We start from the raw sequence: 16,988 nt of genomic DNA on the forward strand, positions 1-16,988 counted from the left end.
GGAAGCGCTATGGATGTTAAAAAGATGTATATAGATGGTCAATGGGTAACTTCATCCTCAGGAGAAATAAGAGAAATTATAAATCCGGCTACAGGTAAGGTTATAGAGACGGTTGCAGAAGGAACGGCTGAAGATGTTAAAAAAGCAGTAACAGCAGCAAAAAGAGCTTTCTATGAAGATGGATGGATGGAAACTACAGCTATAGAGAGAGCAAGTTATCTATATAAAATTGCAGATAGATTAGAAAGTATGGAAAAAGAATTTTCTGAGATAGATACTTTAGATAATGGAAAACCACTTAGAGAAACAGTGGGGGACGTACAAGATGGAGTTGCATGCTTAAGATATTATGCAGGTCTTGTTAATAAGCCAAGTGGACAAATTTATGAAGTGCCAGATCCTAATATGCAGTCAATGGTAGTTAGAGAACCTATAGGAGTGTGTGGCCAGATAATTCCATGGAACTATCCACTTTTAATGGCTTTATGGAAGATTGCTCCTGCATTAGCGGCAGGAAATACAATTGTATTTAAGCCATCAGAAGTTACGCCACTTAGTGCTATTAAATTATTTGAAGTAATTGAATCTGTAGGGATTCCAAAAGGAGTTGCTAATCTAGTTATGGGAGCAGGAGCTGTAGTTGGACATGAGATTGCAGCTAATATGGATATAGATAAGGTTGCTTTTACTGGTGGTACTAAAACAGGACGAAGTATAATGCAGGCAGCCACAGGAAATATAAAAAATATTTCATTAGAGCTTGGAGGAAAATCTCCAAACATTGTATTTGCAGATGCAGATTTTGAAACAGCTGTTGATTATGCATTGTTTGGTATATTTTGCAATCAAGGACAAGTGTGTTCAGCAGGTTCAAGATTAATTCTTGAAGATAAGATATATGATAAATTCATCGCAAGACTTGTGGAGAGAGCTAAAAAAATTAAGGTAGGATCAGGAGTTGATCCAGAAACTGAAATGGGACCTCTTGTAAGCAAAATACAGATGGATAAGGTTCTAAATTATATTGAAATAGGTAAAAAGGAGGATGCAAAATTAGTTTGCGGTGGAAATAAGATTAACACTGAAGGATTGAAGGATGGATTTTTCGTTGAACCTACTATATTTATAGATACAACTCCAGATATGACGATAGTTAAAGAAGAGATTTTTGGACCTGTTCTTGTGGTACAAAAGTTTACAGGGGAAGAAGAGGCAATAAAATTAGCAAATGATACAGTTTATGGACTTGCAGGTGCAGTATTTACTCAAGATGGAGCTAAAGCTATGAGAGTAATAAAGAAATTAAGAGCAGGAATTACTTGGGTGAATTCATATCATCCAACATTTAATGAAGCACCTTGGGGTGGATATAAACAAAGTGGAATAGGAAGAGAACTTGGAACTTTTGGTTTAGAGGAGTATACAGAAGTGAAGCAAATTAATATTAATTTAAAACCTGAGCCATTATATTGGTTTAAAGAATAATGAAAAGGAGTAGATATTTATGGAAAAGAAATTTGTGCTTGAGGATTTAGAAAGAATCCTAAGCTATGTAACTGGTGATGAACTGACGGCATACGATAAGAAGAAAATAGTAAAGGAAGCAGTTGATAATTATAATAATTACGTGAATCCTGGCTGGTTAAAGTATAGAAAATCAGTTTCAACAAATGCAGCTTTTGTTGAATGGACTGACAATGATTCATATTTTTATGATGTAAATGGAGAAGAGTTCATAGATTGTCTAGGTGGTTTTGGAATTTTTATGTGCGGTCATAGAAATGAAGAGATATTAGAGGTTGTTGAAGCTCAGCTTAAGAAGCAGGCACTTCATAGCCAAGAACTTTTAGATCCATTAAGAGGGTACCTTGCTAAGGCTATGGCTGAGATTACTCCAGGAGACTTAAATTATTGTTTCTTTACAAATGGAGGAGCTGAAGCTGTAGAAATGGCTATAAAACTTGCAAGAATAGCTACTGGAGGTAGCTGGTATATTTCTGCCGTAAACGGATTTCATGGTAAGTCTATGGGAGCTATTTCTCTAGGAGGAAAGGATACCTATAGAACTCCATATCTTCCTATGATACAACAAGTACAACATGTTGAATATGGAAATGCAGAGGATATAAGAAAAGCCATAAGAAACTTAACACATGTAGGTGAAAAAGTTGCAGCAGTTGTACTTGAGCCTATACAAGGGGAGGGAGGTATTATTATTCCACCAAAGGGATATCTAAAAGAGGTAAGAAAGATATGTGACGAGTATGATGTATGTCTAATTTTAGATGAAATTCAAACTGGAATGGGAAGAACTGGCACAATGTTTCGTTGTGAAGCAGAGGGGGTTGTTCCAGATATTTTAACTTACGGAAAAGCTTTTGGTGGGGGAATTATGCCTATAACAGGAATTATTGCAAGACCGCATTTATGGGTGAAGGAGCTTCAAGATAATCCTTGGATTTTAGGATCACCAACTTTTGGAGGTAATCCACTTGCTTGTTCTGCAGCATTAGCTACTATAAAATATATGTTAAAACATGATATTCCGAAACAAGCCCATGAAAAAGGAGAATATTTGCTTAAGGGATTAAACAAGCTAAAAAGTAAATATCCTGAACTAATTCAAGAAGTTAGAGGGGTTGGATTAATGATAGGAGTAGAGTTTAATAAAACTGAAATGGGTTTTTCAGTTGCAAAAGGACTTTTCTCAAGAAAAGTAATGACAGCCGGAACTTTAGTAAATTCTAAAACTATAAGATTTGAACCTGCAGCTACAACTTCATATGAAGATTTTGATAAGGTATTAAAAAGATTAGATGAGGCGTTAGCAGATACAAAAAAACTTTTTAATCATAGTGATTCTAAAATAGGTTAATAAATTATAAAGTGACAGTTGGCAATAAGAGATTAATTCTCTGAAATTTGTCTACTGTCACTTTTATTATAATTGATTTACAAATTCTTTATGAAGATGTTTTTCTAAGTTAAATCCTAAATCTCTTAATACTGAATCTAAAGCTTTAAGTGTCAAATAGAGTTTATCTTCATAACAGTTTTCACCCATATGCCCTATACGAAACACCTTATTTTGTAAAAAACCAAATCCACCAGCGATAATTATATTATGTTCTTTAAGCATATTATTGAATATATCACTGTAGTTAAGATTATCAGGAACTAATATAGTAGAAACTGTATTTGACGGATGTGTTTCTGGAAATAGTTCTAGTCCAGAATATTTTAGAGTATTTCTAAGAGCAGTGGCATATTTTGAATGTCTAGAAATTACTCCTTCTTTATCTTCCAATATATTATCTAAAGCAACATCAAATGCATATAGATCACTTATAGGCTGAGTGTAAGGAAACCATTTATCCTCATACCAAGTATTCCAAGTGGAAAGATTAGTATAAAATCCTCTTATAGGTTGAGTTCTATTGTTTATAGCATCTAAAGCTTTAGAACTTAAACTTAAAAACGTTAGTCCAACTGGAGCAGAAAGACACTTTTGAGAACCGCCTACTATAATATCTATATTCCAGTCATCTACATAAACTTCTTCCCCACCTATACTAGATACGGCATCAACTACAGAAATTATATTATAACTATTAAGAAGTTTACATATGTCTTTTATTGGATTAGTTATACCAGATGGTGTTTCACAATGAACTAATGTTGCTATTTTATAATCATGGTTTTCTTTAAGAAAGTTTTCTAATTGATTTATATTAATTCCTTTTCTTTTATTACCATGAAAATAGTCAACTCTGCCGCCATACATTTTAGAAAAATCTCCAAAACCTTCTCCATATATACCATTTTCAATACATAAAACCTTATCTCCATCTTCTATTAAGGAAGCACAAGCAGCCTCTAAACCTAATATTCCTTCTCCAGCTAAAACTAGAGTTTTATTCTTTGTATTTAATAGAAGTTGTAATTTTGAACATATATTTTTATAGAAGTCGAAAAACTCCAAATCTAAGTCAGGATTAGTTATTTCTTTTGCTAAGGCAATTCGTACATTTTCTTTAATATAAGTAGGTCCAGGTGTCATTAATAAAGTATTCATAATAATAACCTCCTTTATAGGTTAGTTAAAATATTTCTACGAGAAAAAGCTCCTTGTAGATAGTAAGCTAAAGGAAGTCCTATTACGGCACCAACAACACATTGCATAAAATTACCCCATATAGATTGAATAGGTGCTATAAAATTGCCTAACATCGCAGCTTCTGTAAGATAGTAACCACCAACCATAATTATAGTTGCAATTATTATTCCTAAAGAATTGAATATTATTACTTTTGATTTAGATGAACCAGCCTTATGAGAAAGATATCCCATAATATATCCCATAGTGAATCTTATTATAAATGTAAATGGTGCCCATATAAAATATGAACTTGTTACATCAAATAAAGCCATGCCAAACGCCCCCGATATGGCACCAGCTTTTTTCCCAAAAACTATAGCAATAGTAAAAGCCATTACATTACCTAGATGAAATAGTCCTCCAGAAGTAGGACCAGGTATGTTTATAAATCTAGTAGCTACGTAAACTAAAGCTATAAACAGACCGTATAAAGCAAGGTTTTTTATTTTTGATTGATTTGTAGTAGTATTATTCATTAACACTAAGCCCCCTTGGTAATTTTTATTGAATATATCTTAACGCAAATATATAAAAAATTAAAATGTATGCATACAATTATAAATGCTTTTAGTATCACTAATTTTATAAGTTTAATAATATATAATATATCAATAAAAATAGGAGAAAATTTATGAGTTATACTACAGATAGACAACCTCAGGGGAGAGCAAGGTCCACTGCTAATCTACTTAGAGAAGGTATGATAGCAGAATTAGTTGCTATAGATGACTATAGCTATTTCATTAGTTATACTGATAATAGAGAAGTAAAAGAAATACTTCATCATATAATGGAAGAAGAAAAAAGACACTATGGAATGTTTTTAGATGCTTTAAGAAAAGTAGATGATGAAGAAAGTGCTATGCAGGAGAAGGTAAAAAATGAAGTTAAGCTATCTAATAGAGGAAGAGAAAAGTTAGGGATAAAAAATAGACCAGCTAAAGACGATTTATTAAAATTTATAAGAGATGCAATTAAAGGAGAGTTGGAGGCAATAATACTTTATGATCACATGGTTAATGAAATTTGTGATGAGTATGTAAATAAGATTATAAATAGTATAACTAAAGAAGAAAAAGAACATGTTGAAGAACTTACTAAGGTTTTAGTACTTTTAGATAAGGATACTTATGGGCCTATAGGCTGGGATCTATAAATTAGGAAAAGTGATGCAAAATGTTGTGCATCACTTTTTCACTATAAAAGAAAATCAAGTGTTATAAATTAATAAAAAACACTCTCACATATTATTTGAATAGTATATTATAAATAATAATTTGTAAGGGTGTTTATTTTGGCAAAAGGTTATATATTAGTTAGATTATTTAAGGTAAAGGATGCGTTACCTATAACACAAGCTAAGCTTAAAATTATAAATTCTGAAAATAAGGAAGTAGTTTATGAGAATGAGGATGCATTTGATATAAGTGGAAGAAGTAAGAATATAGAAGTTATAACTCCAGAAAAGTCTCTTTCCTTAAAACCTTATGAGGAGGGCATACTTCCTTATGGAGTATATAATATAGAGGTAGATTCAGAAAAAGATGGTAAGGTTATAGTAGAGGGAGTAAGTGTATTTGAAGAAAATACATCTATACAAAATATTGAAATAGTTGAGGAGAATAATAATAATAACTTTAAGGGTTCACCAAAACAAATAGTTATTTCACCTCAAAAGCTTGTTATGAAGAATGGATTAGGCGAAAAACAAGGAATTTCAATTACACCATATGTTTTGGATCAAGTATATATACCTGAATTTATTATAGTTCATTTAGGAGCCCCAAGTGCAGCCGCAGAAAATGTTACAGTAGGATTTATTGACTACATAAAAAATGTTGCTTCAAGTGAAATTTATCCAACCTGGCCAGAAGAAGCTCTAAAAGCCAATATTTATTGTCAAATATCTTTTGCATTAAATAGAATTTATACAGAATGGTATAGAAATAAAGGGTATTCTTTTCAAATAACGAACTCTACTGCCTATGACCAATATTTTATAAAAGGTAGAAATATATTTGAGAACATAAGCAAGATTGTTGATGATATTTTTAGTAAGTATATTATAACTATAGGAAACAAAACTCCATTTTTTGCTCAATATTGCAATGGAACTACTGTTACCTGTGATGGGTTATCTCAATGGGGGACTGTGGATTTAGCCAAAGCAGGAATGGAGGCATTTGGAATTATTAAATATTATTTTGGTGAGGATAAGGAGTTAGTTAGAGCCACTATAATTGAAGGTATACCAGAATCTTATCCAGGAACACCTTTAAGACTTAATGATATAAACGAAAATGTTAAAGTAATTCAAAAGCAATTAAATAGAATATCTAAAAATTTTCCTGCAATACCTAAAATACCTTTAGAGGATGGGAATTTTGGAAAAGACACTGAGGAAGCAGTTAAGACTTTTCAGAGAACTTTTAATTTGACACCAGATGGTATTATAGGTAGATCTACTTGGTATAGAATATCTAGTATTTATGTTGGGGTAAAAAGATTAGCTGAATTAGAGCAAGAACCAGAAGAAGAGATTAAAGAGCCAGAGGGAGATGGAAAGTACCCAGGATATTTATTAAAATATGGCTCAAGGGGAGAGAAAGTAAGAGAAATGCAAAGCTATCTTGCTGAAATTTCTAAATATTATAATATACCAAGTATACTTCCAGATGGAATATTCGGTAATATAACCAAGCAAACTGTTATAGAATTTCAAAGGTTATTTGGATTGGACGCAGATGGAATAGTAGGGGTTAGTACTTGGGATATGATTTATAACGTGTATAAAAAATTAGATCGAAAAAATATTAGAGAAACCTATATATATTCTTCTGATTATCCGGGATATGTGCTAAAAGAATATTTAATTAATGATGATATAAAGTGGCTACAGACTTACTTAAATTCAATAGCTAAATTTTATAAAGAGGTTCCGACTATAGCTGTAGATGGTATATATAGAAAAAGGACTAGAAATGCTGTAAGTTCTTTTCAGAGACTCTTCGGATTGAGTCCTACTGGGGAAATAGGATATAACGATTGGAATAAATTAATATCTGTATATAAATCTTTAGGTGATGAAAAAGACAATAAGAGAATTGAAAATATATATGATTATCCAGGATTACCGATTATGATTGAAGATGAAGATGGATACGTGACTATTTTACAAAAGTATATAAACATTTTATCTAAGAATAATTATAGAGTACATCAAGTAAATGTTACTGGATACTTCAATGAAGAAACTGAACTTGCAGTAAAGAAGCTTCAAAAAGAATTTGATTTACCTCCTACTGGTAAGGTTGATGAAACCACATGGAATAAAATTTTATCAATATATAAAGCCTTATATACAGGAGATTTTGTTAAAAGAAAAAGACATTAGAAATATTTAGAAGATAAATAAACAGTTATTGAAAGAGATTTAGATAACTGTTTATTTATTTTTTCTATATTATGGAACAAAACAAGTTGACTACTGACAACTTATAAAATATAATTAAGTTGTGATTAAAGTGAAAGGAGAACTGTTGATGATAAAAGTTTGTTTATTAGGGTTAGGTAGAACAGGAAAAGAAATAGCTAAAGTTTTATTAGAAGAAGAGGATATAGACCTAACTTTTGTGGTATGTAGTAAAGATAGTGAAAAGGCTAATAGGGATTTAGGAGAAGTATTAAATATAAGTAATACTGGGGTAAATGTCATAGAGTCCGATGATCTTGAAGGTTATATATTAAAATATAAACCTCAAGTAGCAATAGATTTCTCTAAAAGTGAAGCTGCTATAGAAAATGCAAAAATATTGTCTAAGATGAAAGTTAAAATAATTATTGGAACTACAGGTTTTAATGAATTGCAACACAAAAAGTTAGTTAATTTAGCTAGAGAAAATAAAACAGCCATAGTTCATGCGCCAAACATAACAGTAGGAGTAAACGTATTAATGACGCTTACTAACATAGCAGCAGGTATTCTCCAAGACTATGATTCTACAATTATAGAATCTCATTTTAAAGAAAAGAAGGAAGCTCCTACAAGCACAGCTAAAAAGATTGCAAATGAAATAGTCAAGGGACATGCTTATGAAGAGAATATTAATAATATTGATATTAATTCCATCCCTATATTATCAGTAAGAGCTGGTGGAATAGTGGGTAGACATAAGGTAATAATGGCTGGAGAACATGATAAGATTGAGATAACACATGAGTCTTTTTCTAGAAAGGCTTTTGCATTAGGGGCACTAAGAGCAGTAAGATTTATCGTTGATAAGATTGGTTACTATGAAATGGATGATGTTCTTAATCTAAAGGAAATAATGAATAAGTTCTCAGAAAGAAGTATATTAGTAAATCAAATGGAAAATTAATAAATATAATTTAATTAAAGAAGGTGTTGAAAAATAATTTTAAAATTATTTTTCAACACCTTTTATATGATTTTAGCTAAAAAATTCTAAAATGTAAGAGCATTCAAAAGTACTTCCTATTTCTAATTTTTCTACGCCTTCTCTGTCTTTAAATTCTCCAGCAAAACCTTCGTAATCAGCATGACCATACCAAGGCTCTATACAGACAAAAGGTGCACCTGTAGGTTTAGACCACAAACCTAGGTAAGGGAATCCACTAAAATCCATAGACATATATTTATTATGGTTTTTAGACTTTAAATAAATTTTGTTGGATTTTAAATTATTAAATACTAAAGCGTCATTTTTAAAAACTTCTTTTGATAAAGGAATCTTATTCTCATTATCTAGATAAGGAATATTTTTATTTGTATAAAGTCCTGTAATTGGAGAAAGTTCCATTATAGAAGTAGTTTCCTTTTCAGAGAACTCAAAATAATAGTCATCTATAGTTTCACCTTCTTCTATTGAACAAAGGAAAGCAGGGTGAGCACCTACTGAAAAATAGATATCTTTATCATCTAAATTATCTACAGTGTAACTTACCTTTATAGAATTATTTATAAGGGTATATTTTACTTTAAGTGAAAACTTATAAGGATATATTTCTAAAGTTTTTTCGTTATATTTTAAAAGAAATTCTAAAGAATCTTGAGATTTATTTATTACTTCATAATTGCATACTCTACCAAATCCATGTTGAGGAAGCTCATAGGTATTGCCATCAACTCTATATTTATTTTCTGAAACCTTTCCAACTATCGGGAATAAAATTGGAGCATGGTATTTCCAATGATTTCCATCACCGTTCCATAGAAATTCTGTAACACTATTTTTAGTTTTAATACTATGTAATTCAGCACCATAAGCATTAGCTTCAACTTTTAAAAATTCATTTTCTATCAACAAGTTCATAAATGTATTACCTCCTGCAAAATAACTAATTCACTACAATTATATCATTAATAAAAGAAATAGTAAGTTATTATAAATCTTTATGTAGGTATTTTGGTATAATAAGTAGTACTAGAGTGTAATTATAAATTATAGCAATTAAGTTAAGGAGACAATGGCATGAAAAAAGATTGTTTTATGGATAAGAATTGCCTTTGGAGTTTTATTAAAAAGTTAGTAGTAAGAGTTAATGATGATGAAATTTTTGCACTTTCTGCTCAATTAGCCTATTATTTACTACTTTCATTTTTCCCACTTCTAATGTTAATTATGATTATTGTAGGATTCAGTAATATAAGTACAACAGACACATTAAAATATTTAGAAGGATTATTACCTATAAATACCTATTTGCTTATTGAATCTACTGTTGTAGAGGTTTTAGACGGACAAAAGGGCCAGTTGCTTTGGTTTTCAGTAATATTATCTGTATGGTCCTCCTCGTCAGGATTTGCAGCAGTTATAAAAGGATTAAATAAAGCTTATGGAATAAAAGAAACAAGGGGATATATAAAGGGGACTTTAATTTCTATACTTTGTACAATCGGAGTAGTATTAATTATAATTTTAACATTATTTTTAGTTGTATTTGGAGGAGTTATTAGAGAATTTTTAATTGCCAAACTCCCTTTTGATAATATTATAACCTTTGCTTGGGATATATTGAGATTTGCAATACTTATATTTGTTATGATATTTGTATTTGCAACCTTATATCATTTTGCTCCTTGTAAAAGATTAAAGTGGCATGACGCATTACCAGGAGCGGTAACTACAACACTGGGATGGATTGTTGTGTCGTCTTTATTCTCATTTTATGTAAATAATTTTTCCAATTATTCTAGGTTTTATGGAAGTTTAGGTGCTGTGATTGTATTGATGACATGGCTTTATATAACTTCTGTTATACTTCTTTTAGGGGGAGAAATTAATGCAATTTTAATGGAATAAGTAGTTTTAAAATTTATAAAGATTATAAATTATATTTGAATAATATCCTGAATTATGGTTAGAATTTACAATAAAGTAATTCAGGAGGTTAAATTAATGAATAAAATAGTTTTAATGGGAAAAATAATCAAAGACCCTGAACTTAGAGTACTAGAAGAGACAGAAAAAGTATTTACTAAATTTATTATAGCTGTAGAAAGAAATTTTAAAGCATCAGATGGAACTAGAAAATCAGACTTAATCCCTGTAGTAATGTGGGGAAGAAAAGCAGAAGTAATTTGTGAGTATGGAAAAAAAGGAACTATGCTAACATTAAGCGGCCGCTTAAGAACAGGAAGTTATGAAGATAAAGAAGGAAACAAAAAATACATAGCAGAAGTTATCGCAGAAGATTTTAAGTTTTTGCAAAGAAGACAACAAGAAAAAGAAGCGGTTTTGGATGAAATCAAATAATTCCTGGGGGTTTATCCCCAGGAATTATTTGATTAAGCTATATATTAAACTAAAGCTCCTTTTTAACCTCTTTATCCATAATAGTTTGAGCAAATCCAACACCAAACTCGAAGGCTTTTTTCAAGTCTTCAGGAGATGGTTTAAATAGTATCTTTAAGCCAGGAGTGTACATTTTCATTTTTAATTCCTTTAAACGAGCTTCCATTCTAGGAACTGCCTCACCACTCCAACCATATGAACCAAATGCTCCTGCATATTTTCCACCGTGAATTACAGGATTAAGTTTAGCTAAAACATCTCTGATTGGCTCGAGCAATTCTCCAACTATTGTTGGTGAACCAAATAAAATACCCTCAGAATCAGAAATATCTTTTACTATATCTTTTAAGTCATTATGAATAACATTATATAACTTAATATCAAATTTACCTACGGATTGAATTCCTTCAGATATTTTGTTAGCAAGTTGCTCTGTATATCCATAGGCTGATACATAAGAAATTGTTATTTTTTTTATTTCTTTAGGAGCTGGAGGAGTACTCCACTCTTTATACAAAGAAACTATCTTCCATGGATCTTCTCTTAAAACTGGACCATGACCAGGGCAGATAAGGTCTATATCCAAATCTTTAATTTTATCTATTGCACTTAAAACATAAGATTTAAAAGGTCCCATTATACAATCAAAGTAATATCTTAACGCTTCATTATATTGCTCTTGATCAGGGATTTTATCATTAAATACGTCCTCAAAACAATAGTGTGCTCCAAAAGAATCACAAGTAATGAGTGTTTTATCTTCTGGTATATAGGTATATATAGTGTCTGGCCAGTGTAAGAATGGAGCAGATATAAATTTAAGAGTTTTATTTCCTAAACTTATACTGTCGTTATCAGATACCACAATAGCATCTATATCTCTATTAGCTATTTTCTCCATAAACTTAATTGCAGGTGCAGAACCTACTACTTTTGCTTTAGGAGATAAATCTAGTAATTTTGCGACAGAACCTGCATGATCAGGTTCTGTATGATCTACAACTATATAATCTATTTTGGTAACATCAATATCTAGAGTTTTTAAGCGTGCTAAATATTGATCAAAAAATTGTTCTTTTACAGTTTCAAAAACTGCAACTTTTTCACTTCCTTTAACAACATATGAATTATAAGTTGTTCCATAAGGAGTATACATTATAATATCAAAAATTCTTAAATCTGGATCTAAAGCTCCAACCCAATGAATATCTTTTTTTATTTCTAAAGAGCGCATATTTTACACCTTCCTTATACATTATAGCGTTTAATTATTATATAATAATAATTATCCATTAATATTATTATATAATAATTGTTGATAAAAATAAATACTGTAGAATTAATTTACAAATTTATTAAATGGTAATAATTTGTTGATAAAATAGCTATTTTACAATATAATTATGAACTAACAATAAGTTATTAAGTTTTAGAATAGGAGATATTAAATAATGAGTTCAGTTTTTTGGGTTTTATTATTGTCTGCAACACCACTAATAGAGCAAAGAGGAGCAATTCCATATGCTATTTATGCTGGAATGGAACCACTACAAGCATTTATAGTAGGTTATTTAGGAAGTCTAATACCAGCTCCTTTTATTTTGCTACTATTTAATGCGATTTATAAGTGGTTAAAAAAATATCCTAAATTTGAAAAGATAACAAATCTTATAGATAATAAAATAAGTAAAAATAAACATAATCTTGAAAAATATAAGGAAATTGGACTTATAACCTTTATAGCTATACCACTTCCTACTACAGGTGTGTGGACAGGAACAGCTATAGCGGCTTTTTTAGGATTGGATTTTAAAAAGTCAATGTTTTGTGCGGCAGTAGGAGCAGCAGGTTCAGCTATATTAATAACAATTTTATGTATGGTTTTCCCGGCTTTATTTTAAGGGAAATACTTTGTAAAAAAGGTTATCAAATTTGATAGCCTTTTTTATTTGGAATAAAAGGATGAATTGGCATAAATATTGCTTGTTATATTGGTATAAAAAGTTCAAATTATAAGATAATGAACTATGCTAAATAAAAAAAACAGTATATAATAATATTTCATTAGAAATTTATTAACATAAAATTAATTATTATTATGGAGAGGTGGTGATAATAGATCAGTCGAAATATAAGCTAGATTCAGTAACGGGGTGATATAGATATGGAAAAACTAGTAGAAATTATTAAACAAGAAGATAAAAAGAATCCTTATACAGATCAAGAATTAGCTAAAATATTATCTTTACCTAGATTAAAGATTATCAGTGAAAGAAACAAACTAAATATTCCAGACTCTAGAGATAGAAGAAAAAAAATGTTGTTAGAGGACTTAAAATATATTCTAACTAAAAATCCAAACATGTCAGAGAGAAAAATAACTGATCTGATGATAGAAAGAGGATACAATATCTCTAGAAATATTGTGGCTAGAAATATGAAAGATTTATTAGAAGATACTGAATCAAAAAATGATAACAATAAAGATATTGAAAAATCTTCTAATACATTTAAAGAATATATAAAAAGAGAAGAAAAAACAGAGGAAGATGAATCAGGGTTTAAAAAATTAATAGGTTATAGAGGAAGTCTTAAAAATAAGATTGATTTAGCAAAAGCTGCTATACTTTACCCACCCAATGGATTACATACATTAATATACGGGGGAACAGGAGTAGGTAAAAGTGAATTAGCAGAATGCATGTATGAATTTGCTGTAGCTAACAATGTTAAATCTAAAGACGCTCCATTTATCATATTTAACTGTGCAGATTATGCTGAAAACCCAAATCTTTTAATATCTCAATTATTTGGTGTGGTAAAAGGTGCATATACTGGAGCCAACTCAGATCGGGAAGGATTAGTGGAAAAGGCTAATGGCGGAGTACTATTTTTAGATGAAATCCATAGACTGCCGCCAGAAGGACAAGAAATTCTATTCTATTTAATAGATAAAGGTAAGTATAGAAAACTTGGAGAGACAAATACTGAAAGAAATGTAAATGTTTTAATACTAGGAGCTACAACAGAAAATCCAGAATCTAATCTGCTATTAACCTTTAGGCGAAGAATTCCAATGTTAATAGAGTTGCCGAAACTAACAGATAGACCACTATCGGAAAAACTTGAGATTATAACAATGTTTTTAGTTAGAGAAGCAAATAGAGTTAATAGAAATCTTTTAGTAACTAGAGATGTGCTTATGTGTTTAATGTTATATAACTGTCAAGGGAATATCGGACAGCTTAAGAGTGACATACAAGTAATATGTGCAAAAGGATATGTTAAATACATGTCTAAAAACATCAGTGAAGTAATTATTGATATGGAAGACTTAAGTAACATTATTAAAAGTGAGTTCTTAAAAGGAAATAAAATAAACAAAACAATAATGAGCTTAGTTACTGACGATCTATATATTGATATTAAAAATATGAAAAGTCATAAAAGTGAAATTACTAAGTACGTAAATGAGAACGAGATATACCAATATATAGAGAATGAGTTCCAGAATCTTGAGAGTCAAGGGATGAAGTCAGAAGAAATTGATGAGATTCTTTTGCAAAAAGTTGAAGGTAAGTTAGGAAGGATAATTGATAATAAAAATATAACAAAGGTGCTTAATATAAATGAATTAAAGACTATAGTAAGACCTGAAGTTATAAACATAACCGAAAAAATACTAGATATTGTAAGGGATAAATATAAGTTTATAAATAACAGCTTTTTTATAGCACTTGCAATACACATTAACTTTACTATAGAGAGAGTACTTACTGGGAAGAGTATAACAAAATCAAATATAGATGTTACTAAAAAAGTACTTCCACAAGAATTCCAAGTTGCAGAAAAAATTAGGAAGACTATAGAAAAAGCTACTAATCTACCAATACCAAATGATGAAGCAGGATATATAGCACTATATATTAATAAATTTTGTTCAGATGAATTAATACTAGAACCTAAAGTAAGAGTTATTATAATAACTCATGGACATGTTGCAGAAGGGATGGCAGATGTAGTAAATCAACTATTAGGAGTAGATGATACCATAGGAATAGAAATCGCCTTAGATGAATCCCCAGAAAGTGCACTAGAGAGAACGATAAAGGTAGTTAAACAAATAGATGAAGGGAAAGGCTGTCTTTTACTTGTAGATATGGGGTCCCTAGGTGGATTTGCTAGTGCTATTGAAGAAAGGACTGGAATTAGAGCTAAAACAATAGGAAGAGTTGATACACTGCTAGCTTTGGAAGCAGTTAGAAAAGCTTCAATAGAAGGAGATAGTCTTGATAATATAATGGAAGAATTAAAGGAGTCAAGATTATATCAGGGTACATTTAAGTCAGAGATATCTAGTAGAGCAAATGTAGATGAAAAGAAAAAAGCTTTAGTAACAATATGCTTAACTGGAGAAGGTAATGCCCTAAGTATAAAGAAATATCTTGAAAATCACTTAAAAAGAGATAATAAAGATATAGAAATATTCCCTATGGGCTTTATAAATAAAGAAGATATAGAGGAGGAGATAGAGTTACTTTCAGAGGAATATAATGTGGTAGCAGTTTGTGGAACAATAAATCCTAAGATAAGCAATGTTCCATTTGTATCCTATGAAAGTATATTAAATGGTAAAGGAATAAGCCGAATATCTAAATTTATGGATATATACACACAAGAAGAAGTTGTAAATGAAGAAAGGTTAATAGATTTAATACAAGAAGACTTGGTATTTTTAGATATGGATGAATTATCTAAAGAGAGCATTATAGACAAGATGGCAGAAACTTTAGAAGCTAAGGGATATGTTAATAGCAAATTTATATTAAGTCTATATAAAAGAGAAGCCATGGGTAGTGGAATATTTAATAATACAATAGCAATTCCTCACGGATTGCCAGAAAACGTGATAAAACCGGCAATTGCCATAGCAAAACTAAATAATCCAGTTCAGTGGGAAGGGGAAGTTATGGTAGATTTAGTAGTGATGTTGGCATTAAAAGAAAATAATAGACAAGAAATTAAAAAATTATTTTCCATGATTAGGGAAGAGGATCTTACTGAAAAGCTGAAAACAGCTCAATCTGTAAAAGATATCAAGAAAATGTTTTCATAAAATCAAAATATTCCATAATGTTGGCATGACCCTTGCTAATATAAATAGTATCTAGCTCAGGAAGGAGAAGTGGGGATGGAGATAAATAATTATATTAAGAAAGAATTGATAAAAGTAAATCTACCTTGCAAAAATAGAAATGAATTATTTCAAATGATGCATGACGAAGCATTTAAACATGGCTATGTGGAACGCGACTTCTTAGAAGGTTTGTTGTCGAGAGAAGATGTATTCCCTACAGGAATAAAATTGGAAAACTATAGTGTAGCCATTCCTCATACAGAGGCAGAATATATAAAGGAACAGTTTATAGCTATAATAGTGCCTGAAAAACCAATAACATTTAAGTTAATGGATGACGAAACTCAAGAAGAGGAAGTTAATTTAATTTTTATGTTAGGTTTAAATAAACCTCATAGTCAATTAGAGGTTTTAAAAGAACTAATGGGTTTAATCCAAGAAGAAGAAGTTGTTAAAAAGATAATTTCATCAAAAGATGTAAACGAAATTAAGAGTATATTAGAAGCAAGTTAACATCAATCAAAAAATAAAAGAATTATTAGGAGGAATTTATTATGGGAAAACGTATTTTAGTAGCATGTGGAGCGGGAATAGCAACATCAACAGTGGTTTGTGACAGAGTAGAAAAATTGGTTAAAGAAAATGGAATAGATGCAGAAGTAATTCAATGTAAAATTGCAGAGGTTGCATCTAAGCAAGAAGGGGCAGACTTAATAGTATCAACAACTATTTTACCAACAACTTATAGTATACCAGCTTTAAAAGCAACAGCTTATATAACTGGTATTGGTACAGAAAAGTTAGATGAAAAGATATTAAGTTATCTTAAGTAAAAAGATTTACACTGTCTTTTTATTGTAAAGATAGAGAGACAGTT

The 16,988-nt window shown here is 30.3% G+C and carries 15 protein-coding genes; 11 read left to right on the forward strand and 4 right to left on the reverse strand.

Features of this window, described 5'->3' with window-relative positions:
* The first annotated feature begins 9 nt into the window (after positions 1 to 9).
* The gene (locus P8F83_RS21045) at positions 10 to 1,485 is read left to right on the forward strand and encodes an aldehyde dehydrogenase family protein (protein WP_326512544.1); all 1,476 of its coding nucleotides are present in this window, start codon (positions 10 to 12) and stop codon (positions 1,483 to 1,485) included.
* 19 nt (positions 1,486 to 1,504) lie between these two features.
* The gene (locus P8F83_RS21050) at positions 1,505 to 2,875 is read left to right on the forward strand and encodes a putrescine aminotransferase (protein ID WP_238902241.1); all 1,371 of its coding nucleotides are present in this window, start codon (positions 1,505 to 1,507) and stop codon (positions 2,873 to 2,875) included.
* Positions 2,876 to 2,941: 66 nt separating this feature from the next.
* On the opposite strand, the gene P8F83_RS21055 is transcribed toward P8F83_RS21050, so the two are convergent.
* Positions 2,942 to 4,075, reverse strand: coding sequence for a pyridoxal-phosphate-dependent aminotransferase family protein (locus P8F83_RS21055; protein WP_326512545.1), 1,134 nt, complete (start codon positions 4,073 to 4,075; stop codon positions 2,942 to 2,944).
* A gap of 14 nt (positions 4,076 to 4,089) precedes the next feature.
* Positions 4,090 to 4,635, reverse strand: coding sequence for an ECF transporter S component (locus P8F83_RS21060; RefSeq protein WP_073019150.1), 546 nt, complete (start codon positions 4,633 to 4,635; stop codon positions 4,090 to 4,092).
* A 155-nt stretch (positions 4,636 to 4,790) separates the two neighbouring features.
* Between P8F83_RS21060 and P8F83_RS21065 the strand changes: the two genes are divergently transcribed.
* From P8F83_RS21065 to dapB, 3 genes are all read left to right on the forward strand, one after another.
* On the forward strand, positions 4,791 to 5,315 hold the full coding sequence (locus P8F83_RS21065) for a ferritin family protein (RefSeq protein ID WP_021803565.1): 525 nt from the start codon (positions 4,791 to 4,793) through the stop codon (positions 5,313 to 5,315).
* Positions 5,316 to 5,453: 138 nt separating this feature from the next.
* Positions 5,454 to 7,553, forward strand: coding sequence for a peptidoglycan-binding protein (locus P8F83_RS21070; protein ID WP_326512546.1), 2,100 nt, complete (start codon positions 5,454 to 5,456; stop codon positions 7,551 to 7,553).
* Positions 7,554 to 7,701: 148 nt separating this feature from the next.
* Positions 7,702 to 8,538 (forward strand): 4-hydroxy-tetrahydrodipicolinate reductase, encoded by an 837-nt coding sequence (gene dapB, locus P8F83_RS21075; protein WP_315111072.1) that lies wholly within the window; start codon positions 7,702 to 7,704, stop codon positions 8,536 to 8,538.
* Between the two features lie 72 nt (positions 8,539 to 8,610).
* Here dapB and P8F83_RS21080 read toward each other — a convergent pair whose 3' ends face one another.
* The gene (locus P8F83_RS21080) at positions 8,611 to 9,492 is read right to left on the reverse strand and encodes an aldose 1-epimerase family protein (RefSeq protein WP_326512547.1); all 882 of its coding nucleotides are present in this window, start codon (positions 9,490 to 9,492) and stop codon (positions 8,611 to 8,613) included.
* A 159-nt stretch (positions 9,493 to 9,651) separates the two neighbouring features.
* Here P8F83_RS21080 and P8F83_RS21085 point away from each other — a divergent pair, with 159 nt between their 5' ends.
* Positions 9,652 to 10,482 carry a YihY/virulence factor BrkB family protein gene (locus tag P8F83_RS21085; protein WP_326512548.1) on the forward strand — a complete coding sequence of 277 codons (831 nt, stop codon included), beginning with the start codon at positions 9,652 to 9,654 and terminating at the stop codon, positions 10,480 to 10,482.
* A gap of 96 nt (positions 10,483 to 10,578) precedes the next feature.
* The gene (locus P8F83_RS21090; RefSeq protein WP_021803560.1) at positions 10,579 to 10,935 is read left to right on the forward strand and encodes a single-stranded DNA-binding protein; all 357 of its coding nucleotides are present in this window, start codon (positions 10,579 to 10,581) and stop codon (positions 10,933 to 10,935) included.
* A gap of 49 nt (positions 10,936 to 10,984) precedes the next feature.
* Here the strand turns inward: P8F83_RS21090 and P8F83_RS21095 are convergent, their stop codons facing one another.
* Entirely contained in the window at positions 10,985 to 12,208 is a 1,224-nt protein-coding gene (locus P8F83_RS21095; RefSeq protein WP_326512549.1) for an FprA family A-type flavoprotein, read from the reverse strand.
* A gap of 217 nt (positions 12,209 to 12,425) precedes the next feature.
* Between P8F83_RS21095 and P8F83_RS21100 the strand changes: the two genes are divergently transcribed.
* From P8F83_RS21100 to P8F83_RS21115, 4 genes are all read left to right on the forward strand, one after another.
* Positions 12,426 to 12,875: a COG2426 family protein gene (locus P8F83_RS21100; RefSeq protein ID WP_326512550.1), complete on the forward strand. Its 450-nt coding sequence runs from the start codon at positions 12,426 to 12,428 to the stop codon at positions 12,873 to 12,875.
* A gap of 263 nt (positions 12,876 to 13,138) precedes the next feature.
* On the forward strand, positions 13,139 to 16,090 hold the full coding sequence (locus P8F83_RS21105) for a sigma 54-interacting transcriptional regulator (protein ID WP_326512551.1): 2,952 nt from the start codon (positions 13,139 to 13,141) through the stop codon (positions 16,088 to 16,090).
* Positions 16,091 to 16,165: 75 nt separating this feature from the next.
* The gene (locus P8F83_RS21110; RefSeq protein ID WP_021803556.1) at positions 16,166 to 16,624 is read left to right on the forward strand and encodes a PTS sugar transporter subunit IIA; all 459 of its coding nucleotides are present in this window, start codon (positions 16,166 to 16,168) and stop codon (positions 16,622 to 16,624) included.
* A gap of 41 nt (positions 16,625 to 16,665) precedes the next feature.
* Positions 16,666 to 16,944 carry a PTS sugar transporter subunit IIB gene (locus P8F83_RS21115; protein ID WP_326512552.1) on the forward strand — a complete coding sequence of 93 codons (279 nt, stop codon included), beginning with the start codon at positions 16,666 to 16,668 and terminating at the stop codon, positions 16,942 to 16,944.
* Positions 16,945 to 16,988: the final 44 nt, after the last annotated feature.

Origin of the sequence: Clostridium intestinale (genome assembly GCF_035905475.1) — a bacterium.
Classification (GTDB): Bacteria; Bacillota; Clostridia; order Clostridiales; family Clostridiaceae; genus Clostridium_T; species Clostridium_T intestinale.